Source organism: Streptomyces gossypii (assembly GCF_025165795.1).
Classification (GTDB): Bacteria; Actinomycetota; Actinomycetes; order Streptomycetales; family Streptomycetaceae; genus Streptomyces; species Streptomyces gossypii.
Map to the genome: position 1 here is coordinate 220,599 of NZ_JAJAGO010000010.1, position 22,405 is coordinate 243,003.

Genomic DNA, 22,405 nt, shown 5'->3' on the forward strand with positions numbered 1-22,405 from the left:
TGTCGAACGTCGTCGGCCACTCTTCGGCCCGTCGTCCGGCATAGGCCGGTACCGGGGTCAGCGGCGCGGCCGTCGCTGACCCCGGTTTTCCCTTAGGGCTGTCCCGTGATCCCTGGCGGGCGCACGACGACAGCTACGGCACCTCGCTGCGTTGTCGGAACGCCCGGATACGCCGCGCGCTGATCCACCAGGGATCACGGGACAGCCCTTTGCAAGGTGGCCGGGGCAGCGGACCGCAACAATTCATGAACCGGCCAGGGCGCGAACTCAGAGCGCGCCGGGAAGGCCGCCCCAGGATTCTTCACCGCCTGGGGCGGCCATTTGCGCTGCCCCGGGCCTCCCCGGCGCGGACCCCGACCCACGGTTCCCCCCGGTACAGCCGGCGATACGGGCCAGGCGACCGGTCAGGAAATGTCATGTACGTGATTCCGTAGTGCGTCCGTCGGCTGCCGACCCTAACTTCGTGAGTACCGGAGAGCGGTCAGGCCCACAAGGACCGTGCCCGCTCTGCGGCGGACTTCCTCTCAGAAACCGAACGGAAGGCTAAAAGCATGCCGACCATCGTCACAGCGACCGTAGCGTGCCTTGTGTGTGACAGCGCCGTGGACGTCGAAAGCGGCTCGGAGAAGGGCGAGATCGTCGAGTGCGGCACGTGTGGTCAGGAGCACGAGCTGACCAACGCGTCGGAGAGCGGCTACGAGGTCTCCCTGGCCCCCGAGGTCGAGGAGGACTGGGGCGAATGACCACCGCAGCCACCGATGTCCTGCTGTCGGTGACCGTGCTGCGCCCCGACGAGCGCCGGCTCCTGGACGCACTGCGCGCCCAGGGGCTGACCGCCCGTCCGGTACTCCCGCCGGACATGGCGGAGGTCCTCGCAGCCGAGGGGGAGCGGCCACGGCTGACCGTCCTGCGAAACCTGTCGCACCGTGAGTCCATCGGCACCGCTCGCCGCCTGGAACAGGCCGGGGTCGCCACGCTGAACAGCGCTTCGGCGATCGAGGTTTGCAACGACAAGGGCCTTCAAGCCCTGTTGTTCGCCCGGCAGGGCATCCCGCACCCGATGACCCGGCACGCGTTCACCTACGAGCAAGTACACGGCATCGCGACCGAGTTCGGCTGGCCCGTGGTGGTCAAACCGGTATCGGGCTCCTGGGGGCGCGGCGTGACCCGCCTTTCCCACGAGGAGGAACTGGAGGCATGGACCGGCGGACGGGAGTCCGCGGACGCGGCGGGAAAGCTCTTTCCCGTCCTGGTGCAGCAGTACGTGGAGAAGCCGGGCCACGACCTGCGGATCGTGGTAGTCGGGGAGGAACCCGTCGTCGCCATCCGACGGAAGTCCGCCAACTGGCGCACCAACACCCACCTCGGCGCACAGGTCGAGCGGGTCGAGGTCACCGATGACATGCGGCGGCTGTGCGCACAGTCCGTCGCCGCGCTCGGCCCAGGCTTCTACGGTGTGGACATGATGGAGGACCGGCGCACCGGCGAGATGACGGTCCTGGAGATCAACGCCAACCCCGAGTTCGCCCGTTCGTCCGAGACACACGGTGTGGACATCGCAGGACTCTACGCACGCCACGTGGTCGGGTTGCTGGATCCGGCCGGTTCGGTACTCGCCGCCTGAACCGGCGGCCACCGCTCCGCCCCTCGCGTCGGGCCCGGACCGGCACCGTGCCCGACGCGACACCGCGCGCACCCGACCCGTACGACCGAGCATCCCCCTGCGGCCTGCCTCGCGGCGCGGGCCGTCGGAGAGCTGTGGAGAAATGCCACGCACAGATCGAGGAGACACTCATGGAACAGTACGACACCGCGCTTGTGCTATCCCGGGTAATGACCTCCGGCATCGTGATGAGCATCGAGAAGAACGACAAGGAACTGCCGTCGCTGGAACGGCTTCTGACGAAATGCAGCGGCCGTCTCAAAGCGGTCCTGGTCAACAGCCGGAGCGCGGCCGTGCACGCCGCGCTGACCGGTCAGGACATCGTCCACGGCGACCAGGCCGTGCTGCCCGCCGGCCTCGGTGACCGCACCCGGGCGTTCGTCGACTGGCTCGGCGTCGAGGACGCAGCGGGGCCCGGTTCCACGTCCGCTCCCGCCTTCGACCTGCTGACGCTCACCCCGGCGAACGCCGCTGACTTCGCACGGTCGGCCGCCGAATCCACGGCGCCCGCCCTGGTGGTGGACCTCACCGGTCTCGGATTCGGCCCCGCGGGAGCGGTGCTCACCGACGACGAGCGGATCTGGGCACGTGGCGAGCGGCTGAAGATCTTCGGCGCCTTCGACCTGCGGACCATGTGGACGCAGCAGGAGGCCGAGGCCGGGATGGCTCCCGGCGTTCAGTTCAACTACCGGCTCAGCCCTCTGGTCGCGGCGTGTGCCCGGATGGCACTCGCGCAGGCCGGCTCCCGCACCCCCGCGACGACCGGAGGCAGCTCCCGATGATCACCGACTTCCCCACCTCCCCACTGGCCCTGCCCGACCCGGCCGAGACCGCGGCTGAGCTGGCCGAGTTCGGCGGCGCAGCGATGATCCCCAAAGAGGTACGGCGCACCGTCTTCCCGGTGATCACCAAGGAGGATGTCTTCACCATGCTGCTGGCGCAGCGGTCCGACCCGGACAAGGTCGTGGCCGACTTCGCCCAGGAGTACCGGTCCTACGTCGGCGCGCACCGCGCCCTGCCGACCGCCAGCGGAACGTCGAGTCTCCACCTGGCACTGATCGGCGCCGGCGTGCAGCCCGGTGACGAGGTCATCGTGCCCGCGTTCACCTTCATCGCCACCGCACAGGCCGTGGTCGCCGCCAAGGCGGTGCCGGTCTTCGTGGACGTCGACCCGATGACGTACTGCATGTCGGCCGAGGCGGCGCAGGCGGCGGTCACCGAACGCACCCGGGCGCTCATGCCTGTCCATGTGCACGGGCTGCCCGCGGACGTCGCCGCGCTGCGCGGGGTGTCCGACCGGCACGGGCTTGCGCTGGTGGAGGACGCCTCGCACGCGCACTCCGCGAAGATCGGCGACCAGGTGTGCGGCTCCCTCGGGGACGCCGCGGGGCAGAGCCTCATGGCGGACAAGAACTTCCCGCTCGGCGGCGAGGGCGGCATCGCCTTCTTCGGGAGCGACGACGCCTACCAGCGGGCCGTGGACTTCGTGGAGCGCAACGGCATCGATTACGGGATGTCCTGGATCGCCGCCGCGTTCGGAGCCGGCCAGCTCAAGCGGCTGCCGTACTACGACGCGATCCGGGCGCGGAACGCCCGCCTGCTGGCCGAAGCGTTGCGCGAGACCGGTCTGTTCACCCCGCCGCACGTGCCCGAGGGCCACACCCACGCGTACAACATGTACCGGATCGGCCTGGCGCCGGAGGCTGTCGATCTGGCGGACCTGCCCGTCTGGGCGGTCAAGGAGGCGGTGCACGAGCTGCTCACCGCCGAGGGCGTGCCGGCCCGCGAGTGGCAGAACACACCGATCCCCTGCCACCTCCCGTTCCGGGAGCGGACCGGCTTCGGCAACGGCTACCCGTTCACCCTCAACCCGGCGGCGGTCCGCGACCACCGGCCGGCGGACTTCCCGAACATCCTCGCGATGCTGGAGAGCACCGTCGTGCTCTGCCGTGAGCTGCGTTCCCCCGTGGAGTACGAACGAGTCACCCGCTACGCGGACGCCTTCCGCAAGGTCGCCGCCCGCCCCGACGCCATCCGCAAGCTGGTCGCCGAACGCGAGTACGTGCGGCCCCACGAGAAGGCGGCCCGCCTTGGCTGACAACGACCGCGTACGCGTGGCGGTGCTCGGCGCCAGTGGCTACACCGGCGGCGAACTCGTCCGGCTGCTGCTGGGACACCCGCGCGTCGAACTCGCCTATCTCTCGTCCGAGCGGAACAGCGGGCACCTGATCTCCTCGGTCCTGCCCGGTATCCGCAACCATCCCGACGCCGCGCGGCTGCGCTTCGGCCCGCTGGAGGCGTGCGACGAGGTCGACGTGGCCTTCGCGTGCCTGCCCACCGGCTCACTGCCCCCGCTCATGCCCAAGCTCTCCGAGCGGGCCGCGCGGGTGATCAACCTCGCAGGGGACTTCCGGCTCACCGACCCCGACCAGGCCGCCCTCCACTACCCGCAGTCCGCGGAGTGGACAGAGGCCTTCGAGTACTTCGTACCGGAGTTCTCACCCCCGCCCGGCGAAGCCCGGTTCCTCAACCTGCCCGGGTGCATGGCCGTCTCCACGCTCTACGCCCTCCAGCCCCTGGTGGCCGCCGGCCTGGCGGCCGGAGACGTGGTCGTGGAGGCCAAGACCGGCGCCAGCGGCAGCGGCAACAAGTCGACCGAGCACCCCGCCGAGCGGATCGGCAACTTCCGGGTGCACAAGCCCTACGGACACCGGCACGCCCCGGAGATCTCGCAGGCGCTGCACACCTTCGCCGGCCGGGCTCCGCAACTGCGGTTCTCCACCTTCAGCCTGGACGTCTCCCGCGGCATCCTGGTCTCGGCCTACGGCCTGCTGGGCCCGGACGTCTCCCGGCTCGACGTCAAGCGCGCGTACGGCACCGCCTACGCGCGCAGCCCCTTCGTCAAGGCGCGCTCCCAGCTCAAGACGCCGGCGGACTTCCCGATGCTCAAGAGCGTCGTCGGTTCCAACATGGCGGAGGTGGCGGTCGCGGTCCGCGGCGACCAGTACGTGGCCGTCACCGCGATCGACAATCTGATCAAGGGCGCGGCCGGCCAGGCGGTACAGACATTCAACCTCGTCCACGGATTCGACGAGTCCACGGCGCTCCCCTTCACGGCGGTGACCCCATGAGTGCACGTCCGCTGTATGTGATCAAGGTCGGCAGCAGCACCCTGCTGCATCCGACGATCTTCGCCGAGATCGCCGCCGTGCACGGGCGGGGCGCACGCGTCCTGGTCGTCGCCGGCGGGGCCGAGGGCATCGAACGGCACTACGGCTCCATCGGCCGGACGATGCCGTCCCTCACGCTGCGCAACGGCGACACCGTGCGCTACTGCCCGCCCGGGGAGATGCCGCACATCGCTGACGCCTACCTCCGGGTGACCCTGCCCGCGGTGGAGGCGGGCCTGACCGCGCACGGCCTGACCGTCCTCACCCATGTCGCCGCGCACGAAGGACTGGTCACCGGGACCGTCAACAAGCCGCTGCGGGTGGCCGAGGATGGCCGCTCCAAGGTGGTCAGGGACCACCGCGCCGGTACGGTGCGGTCGGTCGAGGCCAAGCGGCTCGGCGTCCTGCTCGACGCCTACGACGTGGTCTGCCTCTCCCCGCCGGTGCGGGACGCCGACGGCGGCAGCGACCTCAACGTGGACGCCGACGTACTGGCCGCCACACTGGCGAACGCGCTGGACGCCGACCACCTGCGGCTGGTCACCGGGACCGCCGGAATCCTCACCGATCCCAGCGACCCGGCGTCCACGCTGCGCGACGCGTTCCCCGGCACCGCCGGCGCCTACGCGGGCGGCCGGATGAAGCAGAAGGTGCGCGCCGCGGAGCTGGGCCTGCTCGGCACCGCGGACGTCGCGGTGACCGGACCGCACACCATGGACAAGCCCGCGGGCTGGACCCGCTTCTGGGTGGCCGGGGAGCCCTCGGAGGACCTCGCGCTGCTGAGCCGGACGACGCAGATCCCGTCCACCTCGTACGACGAGCACGAGGTCGTGCGGTATCTGGTGCGGTGGTGCCGGGAGCGCGGCATCGAGGCACGGGCCGACGAGGCCGGCAACCTGGTGGCCGAGCGAGGCGACGGTCCGCGCACCCTGCTGTTGCTCGGCCACGCCGACACCGTGCCGTTCATCTGGCCGGTGAGTTGGGATTCCGCCGCCGAAGCCGCCGAAGCCGCCGAAGCCCCGACGGCCGCCACCGGGCAGGACGCCGTTCTGCGCGGACGCGGCAGTGTGGACGCCAAGGCGTCGCTGGTCGCCTTCCTCGAGGCGCTGGCGGACGCGGAAATCCCGGACGGCTGGCGGCTGCGTGTCGTCGGCGCGGTGGAGGAGGAGGTCTCCTCGTCCAAGGGCGCCTTCCACACCCGCGACCACTATCCGGCCGACGCCGTCGTGGTGGGCGAACCCAGCGGCTCCGGGGCGCTGACTCTCGGCTACTTCGGCCTGTTCAAGCTGCGGGTGACCGTGACCGTACGCAGCGGCCACTCGGCCGGCTTCCAGGCGCTGTCCGCGCCCGACCACCTCACCGACTCGCTGGCGCACATCCGGCGGGCGGTGCTGAAGGAGGCCGACGAGGCGCTGAGCGCGGTCATCGACCTGTCCTGCTCCGCCGGCACGGAGAGCCAGACGGCGACCGCGATCCTCAACTTCCGGGTGCCGCCGATGGCCGACCTGGACGCACTGCGCGCGGCGGCCACGGAGGCGGTCGGCGAGGACGTGGTGATCACCTTCCTGCGGGCCACCCCCGGCTACGCCGGAGGCCGTTCGACCCCCCTGGCCAAAGCGTTCGGCCGGGCGTTGAACCGCAAGGGCATACGCCCCCGATTCCTGGTGAAGAAAGGTACTTCCGACATGAACACGCTGGCGACGACCTGGCGCGGCGTCCCCATGGTCGCCTACGGGCCGGGCGACTCGGCGCTGGACCACACCGCGGAAGAGCACATCGGCGCCGCCGAGTACCGCCGGGGCCGCGCCGTGCTGCGGGAAGCGGTCACCGCGTTCTTCGACCTGGCCGCCCCGGACGGCCAGGGCAGGCAGCAGTTGCAGGGAGGTGCCCGATGACCACCGTCGTCCCGGAGGTCACCCGCCCCGGCCTCGTACTGACGTCCTTCCCCGGCGCGGCTCCCGCGGCTCCCGCCGCCGTCGGCACCGCGGCATCCGTGCTGCGGGAACGCGCCCTCGCCGCGCGCCGGATGGTGATCGACATGGCGGCCACCCCGACCGGCTGCCACCTCGGCGGAAGCCTGTCCGTGATGGACATCCTGATCGCCGCGCTGGACCGGACGGCCACGGACGGAGACAGCGAGGTCGTGCTGAGCAAGGGCCACGCCGCCGCCGGACTGTACGCCGCGATGTACGCCACCGGCATCCTCGATGAGGACCCGGCCGCGCACTACGGCGCCGCGACCCACCACTTCACCGGCCACCCGGGCCCCAGCGTCGAGGGGGTCCGCTTCCCCACCGGGAGCCTCGGCCACGGCGCCCCCTACGCGCTCGGCTGGGCCCTGAGCCGCCGGCTGGCCGGCACCCCGGGGCTAGGCATCGCGGTCCTGGGTGACGGCGAACTCCAGGAGGGGCTGGTCTGGGAGACCTGCCAGGTCGCGGCGGCCCAGCGGGCCGGGAACCTGGTGATCGTGGTGGACCGCAACGGCGGCCAGAACGACGGCCTGGTCGCGGACATCTCGCCCGAGCCGGAACTGGCCGAGCGGTTCCGCGCGTTCGGCCTCGAGGTCCGCCAGGTGGACGGGCACGACGTGGAGACGCTGCGGGAGGTCTTCGAGCCGGACCGGTCGGACCGCGACCGGCCGCTGGCGGTCATCGCCGACACCGTCAAGGGCAAGGGCCTGCGCCCGGTGGAGGGCAAGGCCGCCTCGCACTACGTGACCATCGACGCCGCTCGGGCCGCCGCCTGGAAGGAGATCGTGCGATGACCCTGCCCGGACGCACCGCCTACCGCGACGAGTTGACCGAGATCGCCGCGGACGACCCCCGTGTCCTGTGCCTGGAGGCGGACCTCGGAGGACGCAACCACCCCTTCGCCGCGAGGTACCCGGACCGCTTCTTCAACGTCGGGATCGCCGAGGGCGCGATGATCGACATGGCCGCCGGACTGGCCGAGGGCGGCTACCGGCCTTTCGTCTCGACCTTCGCGCCGTTCGCCGCGCTGCGGGCCGCCGAGAGCCTCAAGCTCGCCCTGGGCTACCTGGGCGCGGGGATCACGGTGGTGGCCCCGTACGCGGGTGTGTCCGGCGGCTGGTTCGGCACCACGCACCACTGCCTGGAGGACTTCGCCGTACTGCGCGCCATCCCCGGGGTCACGGTGGCCGCGCCGTACGGGGAGGAGGAGATGCGGGCCGTCATCCGACGGGCAGCCCGCTCCGGGGAACCGCACTACATCCGTACCGGCCGGAACGCCGCCCCGGTGAGCCTGCCCTGGGAGGGCACCGACCCTCCCGTCGTCAACTGGGACGACGCGGGCGCCGGGAGGGACGGCACCTGCCTGGTGTCCGTCGGCGAGGTCGGCACCGATCTCTGCCTGGCCGTGCGCCGGGCCCAGCCGGACCTGCCGCACGCGCACCTGTGCTTCGTCGACCAGCCGCATCTGGAGCAGGCCGCCGCCGAACTGGCCGGACGCTTCGACCGGTTCATCGTGGTCGAGGAGCACCGGCCGGCCGGCAGCGTCGCCTCCGCCCTCGCCCTGCTGCTTCCCGGCAGCGAGGTGCGGTCGGTCAACGCGGGCGACCGGTGGCCGGTGCACGGCGGCAGCCACGAAGAGGTACTGAACGAACTCGGCCTCAACGAGGCAGCGTTGTGGAAGGCCCTCGCGCCTTACGCGGAACTGCCGGAGAGCACTCCGGCACAGAAGAAGGAGGGAAGGCCATGAGCAGCCACCGGATCGGACTGGCACAGGGCACCGCGATCTATGTGGGGGCGATCCTGGGCGCCGGCATCCTCGCGCTTCCCGCCCTGGCCGCGGAGGTGGCCGGCCCCGCGTCGTTGCTGGCCTGGCTGGCCCTGCTGATGTTCTGCGTGCCGGTCGCCACCAGCTTCGCCGCGCTCGGCGCGCGATATCCCGACAGCGGAGGTGTGGCCACCTTCGTCTCCAAGGCATTCGGGGCACGCGCCTCCGGAGCGGTCGGCTACTGGTTCTACTTCGCGCTGCCCGCCGGCGCCCCGGCCACGGCCTACGTCGGCGGCCAGTACGTGGCGCACACCCTGGGCGGCGGCCAGCGCGCGACGCTCCTGGTGGCCGCGGTGCTCCTGCTGGCCGCGTTCGGCAGCAACACGGCCGGGCTGCGGATCTCCGGGCGCCTCCAGCTGATTTTGGTCGGCCTGCTGGCGGTGCTGCTGCTGATCGCGGTGGTCACCGCGCTGCCGCACGCCCGCACCAGCAACCTGACCCCGTTCGCGCCGCACGGCTTAGGTGCCGTCGGACCGGCGGCCAGCCTGCTGTTCTTCACCTTCGCGGGCTGGGAGGCGGTCACACATCTCTCCGGTGAGTTCCGCGACCCGGCCCGTGACCTGCGACGGGTGACCATAATGACCCTCGCGGTGATCGCCGTGCTGTACCTGGGCCTCGCGCTGACCTGCGTGCTGGTACTCGGCCCCGAACTCGCCAACACCAGCGCGCCGTTGACGCTGCTGCTCCAGCAGGGCACGGGTTCCGCCGCGTCCGCGGTCACCGCGGTGATGGCCCTGCTGCTCACCTTCGGCACGATGAACGCCTTTCTGGCCGGTGCCTCCCGACTGGGCGCGGCCCTGGCGCGGGACGGTGTACTGCCCGCGGCGCTGTCCAAGGGACACCGTCCGGGCGAGGTGCCGCGCCGCAGCCTGGCGCTGCTGTTCGTGCTCAGCTCGCTCGTCTGCGTCTTCGCGCTGGTGACCGGTACTCAGCTCGGACCGGTCATGCTGGCGGCCTCGGCGTGCTTCATCGCGGTCACCGTGGCCGGCCTGCTGGCAGGCGTACGGCTGCTGCCGCGCGGCAGCGCGGTGTGGTGGGGCGCGGTGCTGGCCGCCGTGGTGATGACCGTCATCCTGGCGTTCTCCGGATGGTTCCTGCTGCTCCCCCTGGCGCTCGGTGGGGTGGCGATCGGCTGGTCCATGTGGACGGCGCGGCGCCGGCCGGCCGCACCGGAGCCGGTGCGGCCGCCCCTCACGCCCCAGGTCGCGGAACCGGCGGAACAGGGGCTGTCCGGGTGATCCCCGAAGAGCACCCGGACAGCCCCTCGCGGATGCCGGGCATGAGGCAGGGGAAGAGCAGGACACTGAGCACAGCGGCTGGAAGGATGCCCCGATGGATCTCGGGTTGAGCGGACGGGTCGCGATGGTGGCGGCCGGGACGAGCGGTATCGGGCTGGCGGTGGCCCGCCGACTGGCCGCGGAGGGCGCTGTGGTGTCGGTGTGCGGGCGCTCCGTGGACCGGTTGCGGGAGGCGGTGGCCCTGTTGGAGAAGGAGGCCGGCGGTCCGGTGCACGGCGCGGCCGTGGACGTGACCGACCACGCGGCGATCGAGGGCTGGGTCGACGAGGTGGCCGAGCGGTTCGGCGGACCGCAGGTGGTGGTCGCCAACGCGGGGAGCCCGTCGGAGGGGGGCGCCGGCCGGTTCGGCGTACCGGACTACCGGACGGCGGTGGAGCTGAACCTGCTGTCCGCCATCACCCTCAGCCGCGCGGCGCTGCCGCACATGCGGCGGGCGGGCTACGGCCGGGTGCTGTTCGTCACCTCGCTGTCCGCCAAGCAGCCGATCCCGGGGCTGGCGCTGTCCAACACGGTCCGTCCCGCGGTCGTCGGCTACGCGAAGTCGCTGGTGCACGAACTCGCCGCACTGAGCGAAGGGGCGGTCACGGTGAACGTGATCGCGCCCGGTATGACCCGCACGCCGACGCTCCAGGCATGGGCCGAGCAACTCGACGGTGGTGTCGCGGGGTTGTGCGCAGACATCCCGATCGGCCGGCTCGCGGAACCGGAGGAGGTCGGCGCCGCCGCCGCCTTCCTCGCGTCCGCACCGGCCGGCTCGATCACGGGCACGGTTCTGCCGGTGGACGGCGGAGCCACCCAGGGGCTGCTGTGAGCCGCGAGTGATGAACTACGAGCCGCACGACCCGGGTGGGCCGGCCGGTCCTTCGACAGGCCGGGCCCCGGGTCGTCGTGCGCCAGCACAGCCCTTAGGCGGCGGGGCGGCCGTGCAGCGCGACGGCGAGCTGGGCGCGGCGGCTGATGGCGAGTTTGCGGTAGATCCTGGTGATGTGCTGCTCGACAGCACGCGAGCTGACTCCGAGGCAGGCGGCCATCTGACGGTTGGTCATACCGTCGAGCATCATGCGGCTGATCCGCGACTCGTGGGCGCTGAGCGCCTCGTCGCCGGGGGACGGCGGGGCGGCCCGGTCCCGCACGGCGGAGGCCGCTGCCAGTCCCCTCGTCGGGCCCGTACCGATGGCGGTGACCGCTCCGGTGACCGGCCCCGCGGTGGAAGACCGCTCCGGCGGCCCGGCGTTGTGCCAGCTCGGCTCGTCGCCGAGCTGCCGCGTCCGTACGTCCACGACCAGGCTCTCGTGTACATAGGGGTCGCCGCCCAGCACCTGGCGCAGCACGGCGACATCGTCGACCTGCACGATCAGGGTGTCGCCCTGCCCCTCGGCCCAGACTCCGCCGTAGAGCAGGACGCGGTCCCGAGCCATCCGCCGCCAGTACATGTGGTGCCGGGGCCGAGTGCGCCGCAGGTGGGCGCCGTCCCGCAGATGCCGTTCCACCAGGTACTTCATCGCTGCTCCCGTCGTCAGGCGGGCGGAGTCCGAGCACCCCGCCCTCCTGATGCGCAGCCTGCGGCTGCGGACTCCCGAACCGGTCCCGTTCCGGTACCTGGGCGGTGAAAGTGTCCGGGAAGTCACTCACTGTGCGCACCCACCCCGGTGGTTAAATAGAAAACTGTGTAAATCGGCATGCACGTAGTCGCGGGGGCAACTCTGAGCGGAGTGAAGGAAACGTGCGAGAACTGCGGCTGGCCCGGTTCAACATCCTCGGAACCCTTGAGTGTCTGACGAGTGACGGGGAACAACTGCCCTCCGGCGGGCTGGTACAGGAACGGGTTCTGGTCGCGCTGCTCCTCTCCCCGGATCGCGTACTGCCGGTCAGCCGACTGGTCGAGGCCGTGTGGGACGAGGAACCGCCGGCCACCGCGGCGCACCAGGTGCGCAAGGCCGTCGCCGAACTCCGGCGGCGCATCCCCGGCGGCCGGGACCTGATCGTCACCGAGGGGCCGGGCTACCGGGTCGCGGTCGAGCCGGGTCAGTTGGACCTGACCGCCTTCTCCGACCTGGTACGGGTGGCCCGCGAACAGGCGGCGGACGACAACCCGGAAGCCGCGGTGGACACCCTGCGCGAGGCTCTGGCCCTGTGGCGCGGGCCCGTTCTGGTGGGGTCCGGCGGATCGGTGATCACGGCGGCCTCGGCGGCACTGGAGGACCGGCGGCTGGCGGCCCTGGAACTGTTCTTCGAGCTCCGGCTGGGACTCGGCGAGGTCGGTGACCTGGTCGGCGACCTGCGTGACCTGGTCGCGGCGCACCCCTTCCAGGAGACTCTGTGCGGGCAGTTGATGCTGGCGCTGTACCGGTCCGGGCGCCAGTCCGAGGCCCTCGCCGAGTACAGCCGCGTGCGCAGACTGCTCGCGGACGAACTGGGCGTGGACCCGGACGGGCGGGTGACCGCGCTGCACGAGGGCATCCTGCGCAACAGTCCCGAACTCGCCACCCCACCGCGCCGCAGGCGCAGGGCCGTTCCGGCCGACACCGTGCCCACCGCCCCGGCAGCCGCCCCCGGTAAGGCCGCTCCCGCGCCGCACGCATCGCACGCACCGCACGCACCGCCCGCCGAGGCCCGCGTGGTCCTGGTGGCGGGGCCGTCGAACGACCCGCACCGCTGCACGCTGCCGTACGACCTTCCGGACTTCACCGGCCGCGAAAGGGAGTTGGAGCAGCTGCTCGCCGACCGGCACGAGCCGGACGGCCGCCGCGGCGCCCGCATCATGGCGATCGACGGGATGGGCGGGAGCGGCAAGACCTCGCTCGCCAACCGGGCCGCCCATCGGCTGGCCGGCCAGTACCCGGACGCGCACCTCTACCTCGACCTCCGCGGCCACACTCCCGGCGAGGTGCCCCTGCCCCCCGGTGCCGTAGCCGAGGGACTGCTGCGCATGCTCGACGTGCCCGGCGACCGGATTCCGGACGACGAGGCGGGCCGCACAGCGCTGTGGCGGACCACCGTGAAGCAGTACCGGCTGGTCCTGTTTCTGGACAACACCATCGACAGCGCCCAGGTGCAGCCGTTGCTGCCGGCGTCCGCCGACGCCCTCGTACTGATCACCAGCCGCGCCCGGCTGATCGACCTGGACGGCGCCGAGTGGCTATCCCTCGGCGGGATGCCCCCGGAGGACAGCACGGCGCTGATCTCCAGAATGCTCGGCGAGGAGCGTACGGCCGCCGAACCGCAGGCGGTCGCCGAACTGGTGGAACTCTGCGCCCACTTACCGCTCGCGCTGCGGATAGCGGCGGCCAAGCTGCGCAACCGTTCCCGGTGGACCGTGCAGTATCTGGTGGACCGGCTGGGTGACGAGACCCGCCGGCTGGACGAGCTGCGCTCCGGCACCCGCGGCGTCACCGCCACCCTGAACCTGACGTACGAGGGCCTGAGCCCGACGCATCAGGCCGCGTTCCGGCTGCTGGACAGCCATCCGGGGGTGGAGTTCGACCCCTACTGCGCCGCCGCGCTGCTCGGCACCGATCCCGGCCAGGCCGAGGATGTCCTCGAACACCTGCTGGACACGCACCTGATGCAGCAGTATGAGACCGGCCGCTACGTCTTCCACGACCTGGTGCGCAGCTTCGCCAAGTGGCTGAGAACCCAGGCGGGCGAGGACCCGTCCGAAGTCGACCAGGCCGCAGCGGAGCGGCTGCTGGACTACTACGTGGCCGCCACGGAAGCGGCCTGCGACCTCGCTTTCCGGGGCCGGGCCCCGTTCAGCCGGACGCTGGAGGACACCCCCCGCGCCGACATCGCGCTGCCCGTACTGCGCAACCCCGTCCGTGGCCGGCAGTGGCTGGACCGTGAGGAGGAGAACCTGCTGGCGGCTGTCACGCTCGCATGCCGCCGCAAGGCGCACGGGCACGCCGCGGAACTGGCCCGCAACGTGGTCTTCCAACTCGACAGCAGGGGACGTTTCGAGGAGTTCCGCGAGGTCGCGGGCATCGCCGTCGCCGCCTCCCGGGAACTGGGCAACCAGTACCTGCTGGCGCTGAGCCTGTCCAACCTGGCCGTCGCGGACTGGAAACTGGGCAGGTTCGCCGAGGGGCTCACCATGGCGCAGGAGGGCCTGGAGCTGTCGGTGCGGCTGAAGGACCAGCGGGGCGAGGCCAAGAACACTGGGATGCTCGGGCTGCTGCTGGCCACGCTGGGCCGGTTCGGTGAAGCGCTGCCCCACCTGGAGCAGTCCATAGCGATCAAGAGGGAGTTGGGCGCTCCACGCGCCGAGGCCGAGTCCCTGACGAACCTCAGCTCCCTCTTCGAGCACATGGGCCGGTATGCCGAGGCGGCAGCCGCCGCCGAGCGCTCCGTCGAGCTCAACCAGCGCATCGGCGCCCGGGAGAACGAGATCGTGGCGCTGACCGACCTCGCCCTCGCCCGTCTCGGCCTCGGCAAGGACGACGACGCGCGCACCTGCCTCGACCGGGCCCTCGGGCTGTGCGACGAGTCGGCGCCGCTGGGCGACAGTGCGCTGGTCTTCGCCCTCTCCGCCAGGGTGTGGCGCGGTCTGCGGGAGACCGGGCGGGCGGCGGCGCACGCGGCACAGGCGCTGGAGCTGACCCGCGGCAGCTGCGCGCCGATCCGGCAGGCGGCCGTCTGGAACATCCTCGGCGCCCTGCGCCTCCTGAGCGGCGACCACGACGAGGCGTGGGAACTGCACTCCGACGCGCACCGTATCGCTTCAGCCATGGGCTACCGCATCGAGATGGCGCGAGCCCTGAAGGGGATGGCCGACGTACTGGCGGAGCGGGGAGACACCGCGACCGCCGACACCCGCCGGGCCGAGGCCGCCCAGTTGCTGAACGCGATGAACGCTCCGGTGGGCGACCACCACCACGGCTGACACCGAGACCACCACCACGGGACCGGCTCAGTTCGCGACGGCCGGGCCCTCGCCCGAGCCCGGAGGCGTCACCACGACCGCCGGTCCCTCACCGGAACCGAGCACCTGGCCGGCCGCGTGGTGGCCCTTCACCGCCGTGTGCCCCCATCCGGCCTGTGCCCCGATCCCCCCGGACGTCGCCAGTACGACCGTCGTGAGAACCCCGGCCGCCCTGTACCGCATGCTGTTCATCTTGTGCCCCCTCGTTGAGTGACTGCGACAGCCATCAACTTGTCGGCAGCCGTTCCCGGACGAGTACGGGCTCGTTACCGCGCGGGTACCCCGCGTGCAGGGAAGACGGCGGGAATCGCTCCGCTCGGTGGCGGACACGGCACGGAGGTCCCGGCTCGACGCACACCCAGCGGCGGCGCACGAGGGATACGGCCGCACGCCGCGGCAGGTTCGGCTGCGGCAGCACGTCTCACCAGGGGCTTCCCTGGCCCAGCCGCATCTCGTCGCAGCCGTTCGCCTCCGGGTGCGCGGTACCGGAGGAGTCCTCCTGCTGCCCGTACGGGTGGCCGGGGTCGCAGTCCCGCACGATGACGGTCACGTCATCGATCGGGCATCCGGTCACCCGGGAGGCGGTGGCGGCCAGCTCGGACGCGAGGTTCGTCCGGCGTTCCTGGTCGTTCCCCTGCCACCAGTCGATGGTGATCACAGGCATGTTGGGGCTCCTCAGGGCGTGGGTGCGACGGACGGCGCTGGTCCGCATCCGCTGCGACGGCGGACCGGGCGAGAGGCCCGGTCCAGATTGCCCGCCACTGTCCACGCCCCGGTTCCCGGATCGTTCCTCTTCGGGTCCCGCAGCCGCGTGAGAGACGCGGCCGATGAGCGGAAAAGGGGGCCGCGCGGTACCGGCGGCCGGGCCCTCGTGCTGCTCCGCGCCGGCCCGTGCCGCAAGAGGGGAACGCTCAGGTCCGGGCCCGTAGCCTCAGCACTCGATGACGTTGACCGCGAGCCCGCCGCGGGCGGTCTCCTTGTATTTGACCTTCATGTCCGCGCCGGTGTCCTTCATCGTCTTGATGGCCTTGTCCAGGGAGACATGGTGGCGGCCGTCGCCACGCAGGGACATGCGGGCGGCGGTGACCGCCTTGACCGAGGCCATGCCGTTGCGTTCGATGCAGGGGATCTGGACGAGACCGCCGATCGGGTCGCAGGTGAGACCCAGGTTGTGCTCGATGCCGATCTCGGCGGCGTTCTCCACCTTCTCCGGGGCGCCGCCCAGTACCTCGGCGAGCCCGCCCGCCGCCATCGAGCAGGCGGAGCCGACTTCGCCCTGGCAGCCGACCTCCGCGCCGGAGATGGAGGCGTTCTCCTTGAAGAGCATGCCGATCGCGCCCGCGGCGAGGAGGAAGCGGACGACGCCGTCCTCGTCGGCTCCGGGTACGAAGTTCATGTAGTAGTGGAGGACGGCCGGGATGATGCCCGCCGCGCCGTTGGTGGGGGCGGTGACCACGCGCCCGCCCGCCGCGTTCTCCTCGTTGACGGCCATGGCGTAGAGCGTGATCCACTCCATGGCGTGTGCCTCGGCGTTGCCCTCGGCGCGCAGTTGGCGGGCCGAGTTCGCGGCGCGCCGGCGGACCTTGAGGCCGCCGGGCAGGATGCCCTCCTGGCCCAGACCGCGCGTCACACACGTCCGCATGACGCGCCAGATCTCCAGCAGTTCCGCGCGGATCGTGGCCTCGCTGCGCCACGCCTTCTCGTTCTCCAGCATCAGCGCCGAGATCGACAGGCCGGTCTCACGGGTGAGGCGCAGGAGTTCGTCGCCGGTGCGGAAGGGGTGGGTGAGCGGGGTGTCGTCCAGCTTGATGCGGTCCTCACCGACCGCGTCCTCGTCCACCACGAAGCCGCCGCCGACCGAGTAGTACGTCTTCTCCAGCAGTGGCGTGCCGGTGGCGTCGTAGGCGAAGAGCGTCATGCCGTTCGCGTGGTAGGGCAGCGAGCGGCGCCGGTGCAGGATCAGTTCCTTCGACTCGTCGAAGTCGATCTCGTGGGTGTCGCCTATGTCGTCGGCGAGGAGCCGCAGCCGCTTGGTCTCGCGGATGCGCCGCACCCATTCGTCGGCCTGCGTGATGTCCACGGTGGCCGGTGCGTGCCCCTCCAGTCCCAGGAGTACGGCCTTGGGGGTGCCGTGGCCGTGCCCGGTCGCGCCGAGTGAACCGAACAGTTCGACCCGTACGGAGGTTGTGTGCGCGAGCACGCCGTCGTTCTTGAGGCGGCGGGCGAACATCCGGGCCGCGCGCATGGGGCCGACCGTGTGGGAACTGGACGGGCCGATGCCGACCGAGAAGAGGTCGAAGACGGAGAGGGCCATGGGGGTGCTCCCTGGCGGGCAGGCGGTGGCGGACGTGCGGGAAGGGGGGCGCCCCGGCGAGGCCGGGGCGCCCGTCCGGGTCTACTTGTTCAGACCCGGGTACAGCGGGTGTTTCGCGGCGAGCGCGGCGACGCGCCCGGCCAGGGACTTGGCCTTCGTCTCGTCGAAGCCCGACTGGAGGGCCTCGGCGATGATGTCGGCGACCTCGGTGAAGTCCTCGGCCTGGAAGCCGCGGGTGGCCAGCGCGGGGGTGCCCACGCGGAGGCCGGAGGTGACCATCGGGGGACGGGGGTCGTTGGGCACGGCGTTGCGGTTGACGGTGATGCCCACCTCGTGGAGGCGGTCCTCGGCCTGCTGACCGTCCAGCTCGCTGTGGCGCAGGTCGACGAGGACGAGGTGCACGTCCGTGCCGCCGGAGAGGACGGAGACCCCGGCGTCCACGGTGTCCTGCCGGGTGAGGCGTTCGGCGAGGATCCGGGCGCCCTCCACGGTGCGCTGCTGGCGCTCCTTGAACTCCTCGCTCGCCGCGATCTTGAAGGAGACCGCCTTGGCGGCGATCACGTGCTCCAGCGGGCCGCCCTGCTGGCCGGGGAAGACCGCCGAGTTGATCTTCTTCGCGTACTCCTTGCGGGAAAGGATCACGCCGCCGCGCGGGCCGCCGAGCGTCTTGTGCGTCGTGGTGGTGACCACATCGGCGTACGGCACGGGGGAGGGGTGCAGCCCCGCGGCCACCAGACCGGCGAAGTGCGCCATGTCGACCATCAGCAGGGCACCGACCTCGTCCGCGATCCTGCGGAAGGCGGCGAAGTCCAGCTGCCGGGGGTAGGCGGACCAGCCCGCGATGATCATCTGCGGCCGGTGCTCCTTGGCGAGGCTCTCGACCTCCTCCATGTCGACGAGGCTGCTGTCCGCGTCGACGTGGTAGGGGACCACGTTGTAGAGCTTGCCGGAGAAGTTGATCCGCATGCCGTGGGTGAGGTGGCCGCCGTGGGCCAGGTCCAGGCCCATGATCGTGTCGCCCGGCTTGAGCAGCGCGAACATCGCGGCGGCGTTGGCGGAGGCACCGGAGTGCGGCTGCACGTTGGCCGCCTCGGCGCCGAAGAGTGCCTTCACCCGGTCACGCGCGATGTCCTCGATGACGTCGACGTGCTCACAGCCGCCGTAGTAGCGGCGGCCGGGGTAACCCTCGGCGTACTTGTTGGTCAGTACGGAGCCCTGCGCCTCCAGTGCGGCGACCGGGGCGAAGTTCTCGGAGGCGATCATCTCGAGAGTGGACTGCTGACGGTGGAGCTCGGCGTCGACGGCGGCGGCGACGTCCGGGTCCACCTCGTGAAGGGAGCTGTTCAGAAGAGTCATGAGGACTTCCTGGTGGGAGGGCGGGTGCTCAGTTACCGGCGGCGAAGGAGGTGTACTCGTCGGCGGAGAGCAGGCCCTCCGGCTCACCGTCCACCTTCACCTTGAACAGCCAGCCGCCCTCGAACGGGGCGGAGTTGACCAGCGACGGGTCGTTCACGACGTCCTCGTTGATCTCGGTGACCTCACCGGTCACCGGGGAGTAGAGGTCGCTTACCGACTTCGTCGACTCCAGTTCGCCACAGGTGCCGTCGGCGGCTACCTGGTCGCCGACCTCCGGGAGCTGGACGTAGACGACATCACCGAGCGCGTCGGCGGCGTGCGCCGTGATCCCGACTGTCGAGACGCCGTTCTCGGCGGCCGACAGCCACTCGTGCTCCTTGCTGTAGCGCAGCTGCTGGGGGTTGCTCATGGGGCAATTCTCCTGGATGGGGGATCGATGGGGACGGGCGGGCGGATCGAGTGCCTGCGGAGAACTCTGCCGTATGTCCGGGACCTGCGGCCCGGACGCCGGGCCGGGCTCCCGACCGCTGCCTCCGGGTGGTTTCCGACCGCTGCGCGGGACCGGGTTTCGGCCCTCGCGCGCTGCCGGCGGATGCTTCTGGCGCTCGGTTACTTCTGGCGCTTGTAGAAGGGCAGCGCGACGACCTCGTACGGCTCGTGAGTACCGCGGATGTCCACCGCCACGCCCCCGGTGCCCGGCTCGGCGTGCGCCGCGTCCACATAGGCGATCGCGATCGGCTTGCCGAGGGTGGGGGAGGGGGCTCCCGAGGTGACCTCGCCGACCACCGTGCTCCCGCCGTCGGAGGCGACGGCGACCACGGGGTAGCCCGCGCGCGGCACCCGGCGGCCCTGGGCGATCAGGCCGACCAGCTTGCGCGGCGGCGAGGAGGCGGCGCGCTTCGCGGCGGCCTCCAGCGGCTCCCGGCCCACGAAACGGCCGTCGTTCGTCGTCTTCTCGAACTTGACCGTGCGGCCGAGCCCCGCGTCGAAGGGGGTGGTGGCCGTGCTCAGCTCGTGCCCGTACAGCGGCATCCCCGCCTCCAGACGGAGGGTGTCCCGGCAGCTGAGACCGCAGGGGAGGAGTCCGGCTTCCGTGCCCGCCGCCCGCAGCGCCTCCCACACGGCGACGGCGTCGCCCGGGGAGACGAACAGCTCGAATCCGTCCTCTCCCGTGTAACCCGTACGGGCGACAAGGGCGGGGACGTCGGCCACCGTGGCCGGGAGGCCGGCGTAATACCTCAGGCCCGCCAGGTCCGCGTCCGTCAGCCTGGCCAGGATTCCGGCGGCCTCCGGGCCCTGCACCGCGAGCAGCGCGTAGGCGTCCCGGTCGTCCCGCACGGCGGCGTCGAAACCGGCCTGCCGATGGTTCAGCGCGTCCAGTACGACCTGGGAGTTAGCGGCGTTGGCGACCACCATGTAGCCCTCGGGGGCGACCGCTCCGGCAAAGCCGTCCGCGCCCTCCGGCTCGCCCAGCCGGTAGACGATCAGGTCGTCGAGAATGCCGCCGCGCTCGTCGCAGATCATGGTGTAGCGGGCCCGGCCGGGCTTGAGGGCCGACAGGTTGCCGATCAGCGAGTAGTCCAGCAGCTCGCCCGCCTGCGGTCCGGTGACGGTGATCTCGCCCATGTGCGAGAGGTCGAACAGGCCGGCACGGCTGCGTACGGCGAGATGCTCGTCGCGCTCGCTGCCGTAGCGCAGCGGCATGTCCCAGCCGGCGAAGTCGGTCATCGTCGCGCCGAGCGCGCGGTGGGTGGCGTCGAGGGCGGTCTTGCGGGGACCGCTGGGTGTACTCGGGCTGTTGGCGGTGGTCATGTCAGGCTCCCGGGACTGGTGACACGGATGTCCTCCCCATCTGTCATCGGAACCTGAGAGGTTCGCCATCAGTCCGTGCGTACGGACGGGTGGCTTGCACCGTGGGTGGGGCCGGCGAGCGGCCCGCTTTTCAGATCTGCCTCATCCTGCGCGGTATCGGGGCCTGAGAGATTCAAGGGAGGATCTTGCTCCTTCGGCGCCCCGTCTCTCGTGTGACATCGCAGCGCATGCGCTTCCTACGACATGCACTTTCACACGAACGTGTGAGACCGGGGACTCTCCCGCGCGGATTCAAGCGGCCTGTATGGAGTTGGCGCCCTCATCATTGCACGGGCCCACGGACATGGGCAGGCCGCGTGGACGGCGAGCAATCGTCTTGAACCTCATTACCTTTTCTTGACACTCTCGTGAGGAGCCGTGAACGCGCGGCATGGCCAGGGGAGGACTTCAGGTGGAAAGCCTGCGCAGCGCCTACGCGACGACGGCCGGAGCGTCGGTACCCGCACCGGTCACGGTGCCCTTCACGGGGCGCGATCTGCGCGGTACGACGGCGGCCAGAACGCTCCTCTTCCCGGCGGGGGACCGGGTCGTGGTCTCCGGACTGCCCGGCAGCGGCAAATCGACGCTCATCCGCCGCACGGTCGCGGTGGTGGAGCGCTCGGTCAGCCGGATCGACTCGCAGGACACCCGGGAGCGCTGGGCGCGGCGACTCCCCGGCTGGGTGCCGTATGTCGTCTACCGGCCGCTGGTCCGGTTGGCGCACTACGCCGTGCTGCGCAAGGCGCTTGCCTCGGGTGCCAGCGTGGTCGTGCACGACTGCGGCACCCAGAGCTGGGTGCGCCGCTGGCTGGCCGCCGACGCGCGGCGGCGCGGGCGCGGGCTCCATCTGGTGCTGCTGGACGTATCGGCGGACACCGCGCTGGCGGGCCAGGCCGAGCGGGGGCGCGGGGTCTCCGGATACGCGTTCGCACGGCACCGGCGCGCGGTGGGGCGGCTGCTCACCGAGGCGGCGAAGGGGCAACTGCCGCCGGGCTGCGTCTCGGTGGTGCTGCTGGACCGGGATGCGGCCGGCGCGCTGTGCGGGGTGGCCTTCGAGGAGGCGTGACGGCTCAGACGGGGCATAAGGGCCCGAGGCCGGGCAGGCCCCGTCCGGCCTGGGCGCACGCGACCCGCCGCTCCACGAGGGTGCGGCGGGCCGTGTACGAGGACAGCTGCGGCTTTGGGGCGGGCCCGCCCCGGCGGCCTGCCGGCTGACCGCGCGCCGGGTCGACGCGCGGTCAGCCGGGGAGTCCGGCGATGCCGGAGTTCTGGGCGGCGTCCGGTGCCTGCTGCTGCGCCTGCTGCTGGTCCTGCTGCTGCGGGGCCTCCGAGATGTCGGGCAGCTCGGGCAGACCCTCCAGGCCGGGAGTGGGCAGCTGACCGCTGAAGACGACGGCGGTCAGGAAGTCGACGCTGGCCGACATCGTGGACTTCAGCTCGGCACGCACCTTCTTCAGCTCCGGCGTGCGCTGGCCGGGCGTCGTCTTGTCGGCCGGGGCGGACACCTCGACCAGTGCCTCGGCCTGCTTCTGCAACTGGTCCGCCGCCTTGGCGATCAGGTCCGCGGGCGCTCCGGCGGGTGCCGGTGCCGCCCGGTGGGCGGTGCCGCCGGCGATCGCCGCCTTCCGGACGTCGTCGATCGCCGTCCGCACCGCGGCGGTGTGCCTCTCGGCCTCTGCCTGCTGGAGCTTGCCCTGAGGGGACTGGAGTACGGCCGTGACCAGCTCGTTCACCGGCCTGAGTGCGGCGCTGGTGTCGCCCAGCAGCTCGTTCTGCGTAACGATCTCCCCGGTGCCGGGCAGGGGCGCCGGAGTCTGGACGGACGGGGAGACGGGCTCGGGGGCGGCGGCGAACGCGGCGGTCGCCGCGCCGGCTCCGCCGAGGGCGAGGGAGGCCGCGAGGGCCAGGGACGTCGTCTTGTTGACGCGCATGGGACATATCTTTCTGTGCGGTTGTAACGGGGACAGTCCTCACCTTTCGAGATGAACCCACACATCGCAACCGGTCGATCGCATTACGTGATCAAACGGGTGGCCCCTT

Annotated in this window: 20 protein-coding genes and 1 riboswitch; of the genes, 12 read left to right on the forward strand and 8 right to left on the reverse strand. The window is 71.5% G+C overall.

Going from position 1 to position 22,405, the window contains the following annotated elements; translation table 11 throughout:
* Nucleotides 1–551: 551 nt before the first annotated feature.
* The 10 genes from LHJ74_RS22065 (at nt 552) to LHJ74_RS22110 (ending at nt 10,737) form a co-directional block, all read left to right on the forward strand.
* Nucleotides 552–743, forward strand: a complete 192-nt coding sequence (locus tag LHJ74_RS22065) for a lysine biosynthesis protein LysW (protein ID WP_260219870.1) — start codon at nt 552–554, stop codon at nt 741–743.
* Nucleotides 740–1,624, forward strand: a complete 885-nt coding sequence (locus LHJ74_RS22070; RefSeq protein WP_260219871.1) for an ATP-grasp domain-containing protein — start codon at nt 740–742, stop codon at nt 1,622–1,624. The genes LHJ74_RS22065 and LHJ74_RS22070 overlap by 4 nt, the downstream gene beginning before the upstream one ends.
* 170 nt (nt 1,625–1,794) lie before the next feature.
* The gene (locus LHJ74_RS22075; RefSeq protein ID WP_260219872.1) at nt 1,795–2,445 is read left to right on the forward strand and encodes a degT/DnrJ/EryC1/StrS aminotransferase; all 651 of its coding nucleotides are present in this window, start codon (nt 1,795–1,797) and stop codon (nt 2,443–2,445) included.
* Entirely contained in the window at nt 2,442–3,761 is a 1,320-nt protein-coding gene (locus tag LHJ74_RS22080) for a DegT/DnrJ/EryC1/StrS family aminotransferase (protein ID WP_260219873.1), read from the forward strand. Before LHJ74_RS22075 ends, LHJ74_RS22080 begins: the two co-directional genes overlap by 4 nt.
* On the forward strand, nt 3,754–4,794 hold the full coding sequence (gene argC / locus LHJ74_RS22085; protein WP_260219874.1) for an N-acetyl-gamma-glutamyl-phosphate reductase: 1,041 nt from the start codon (nt 3,754–3,756) through the stop codon (nt 4,792–4,794). Before LHJ74_RS22080 ends, argC begins: the two co-directional genes overlap by 8 nt.
* Nucleotides 4,791–6,728, forward strand: coding sequence for a M20/M25/M40 family metallo-hydrolase (locus tag LHJ74_RS22090; RefSeq protein WP_260219875.1), 1,938 nt, complete (start codon nt 4,791–4,793; stop codon nt 6,726–6,728). The genes argC and LHJ74_RS22090 overlap by 4 nt, the downstream gene beginning before the upstream one ends.
* Nucleotides 6,725–7,597, forward strand: coding sequence for a thiamine pyrophosphate-binding protein (locus LHJ74_RS22095; protein WP_260219876.1), 873 nt, complete (start codon nt 6,725–6,727; stop codon nt 7,595–7,597). Before LHJ74_RS22090 ends, LHJ74_RS22095 begins: the two co-directional genes overlap by 4 nt.
* Entirely contained in the window at nt 7,594–8,550 is a 957-nt protein-coding gene (locus LHJ74_RS22100) for a transketolase family protein (RefSeq protein WP_260219877.1), read from the forward strand. The genes LHJ74_RS22095 and LHJ74_RS22100 overlap by 4 nt, the downstream gene beginning before the upstream one ends.
* Entirely contained in the window at nt 8,547–9,866 is a 1,320-nt protein-coding gene (locus LHJ74_RS22105; protein WP_260219878.1) for an APC family permease, read from the forward strand. The genes LHJ74_RS22100 and LHJ74_RS22105 overlap by 4 nt, the downstream gene beginning before the upstream one ends.
* 94 nt (nt 9,867–9,960) lie before the next feature.
* Nucleotides 9,961–10,737, forward strand: a complete 777-nt coding sequence (locus tag LHJ74_RS22110) for an SDR family NAD(P)-dependent oxidoreductase (protein WP_260219879.1) — start codon at nt 9,961–9,963, stop codon at nt 10,735–10,737.
* A gap of 94 nt (nt 10,738–10,831) precedes the next feature.
* Here LHJ74_RS22110 and LHJ74_RS22115 read toward each other — a convergent pair whose 3' ends face one another.
* On the reverse strand, nt 10,832–11,428 hold the full coding sequence (locus LHJ74_RS22115; RefSeq protein ID WP_260219880.1) for a helix-turn-helix domain-containing protein: 597 nt from the start codon (nt 11,426–11,428) through the stop codon (nt 10,832–10,834).
* Nucleotides 11,429–11,649: 221 nt separating this feature from the next.
* Between LHJ74_RS22115 and LHJ74_RS22120 the strand changes: the two genes are divergently transcribed.
* Complete coding sequence (locus tag LHJ74_RS22120) at nt 11,650–14,805, forward strand: AfsR/SARP family transcriptional regulator (protein ID WP_260219881.1); 3,156 nt, start codon at nt 11,650–11,652, stop codon at nt 14,803–14,805.
* A 27-nt stretch (nt 14,806–14,832) separates the two neighbouring features.
* On the opposite strand, the gene LHJ74_RS22125 is transcribed toward LHJ74_RS22120, so the two are convergent.
* From LHJ74_RS22125 to gcvT, 6 genes are all read right to left on the reverse strand, one after another.
* Nucleotides 14,833–15,036, reverse strand: coding sequence for a hypothetical protein (locus LHJ74_RS22125; RefSeq protein ID WP_260219882.1), 204 nt, complete (start codon nt 15,034–15,036; stop codon nt 14,833–14,835).
* A gap of 229 nt (nt 15,037–15,265) precedes the next feature.
* A complete protein-coding gene (locus tag LHJ74_RS22130) occupies nt 15,266–15,508 on the reverse strand; it encodes a tautomerase family protein (protein ID WP_260219883.1) in 243 nt (80 codons plus the stop codon).
* Nucleotides 15,509–15,775: 267 nt separating this feature from the next.
* Nucleotides 15,776–17,158 carry an L-serine ammonia-lyase gene (locus LHJ74_RS22135; protein WP_260219884.1) on the reverse strand — a complete coding sequence of 461 codons (1,383 nt, stop codon included), beginning with the start codon at nt 17,156–17,158 and terminating at the stop codon, nt 15,776–15,778.
* Between the two features lie 81 nt (nt 17,159–17,239).
* A complete protein-coding gene (gene glyA, locus LHJ74_RS22140; RefSeq protein WP_260219885.1) occupies nt 17,240–18,514 on the reverse strand; it encodes a serine hydroxymethyltransferase in 1,275 nt (424 codons plus the stop codon).
* A gap of 28 nt (nt 18,515–18,542) precedes the next feature.
* A complete protein-coding gene (gcvH, locus tag LHJ74_RS22145; RefSeq protein ID WP_260219886.1) occupies nt 18,543–18,923 on the reverse strand; it encodes a glycine cleavage system protein GcvH in 381 nt (126 codons plus the stop codon).
* Nucleotides 18,924–19,123: 200 nt separating this feature from the next.
* The gene (gene gcvT / locus LHJ74_RS22150) at nt 19,124–20,326 is read right to left on the reverse strand and encodes a glycine cleavage system aminomethyltransferase GcvT (protein ID WP_260219887.1); all 1,203 of its coding nucleotides are present in this window, start codon (nt 20,324–20,326) and stop codon (nt 19,124–19,126) included.
* Between the two features lie 141 nt (nt 20,327–20,467).
* Nucleotides 20,468–20,620: riboswitch (glycine riboswitch) on the reverse strand.
* 157 nt (nt 20,621–20,777) lie between these two features.
* Between gcvT and LHJ74_RS22155 the strand changes: the two genes are divergently transcribed.
* Nucleotides 20,778–21,431 (forward strand): AAA family ATPase, encoded by a 654-nt coding sequence (locus LHJ74_RS22155; RefSeq protein ID WP_375546797.1) that lies wholly within the window; start codon nt 20,778–20,780, stop codon nt 21,429–21,431.
* A 172-nt stretch (nt 21,432–21,603) separates the two neighbouring features.
* Here the strand turns inward: LHJ74_RS22155 and LHJ74_RS22160 are convergent, their stop codons facing one another.
* A complete protein-coding gene (locus tag LHJ74_RS22160) occupies nt 21,604–22,296 on the reverse strand; it encodes a hypothetical protein (protein WP_260219888.1) in 693 nt (230 codons plus the stop codon).
* Nucleotides 22,297–22,405: the final 109 nt, after the last annotated feature.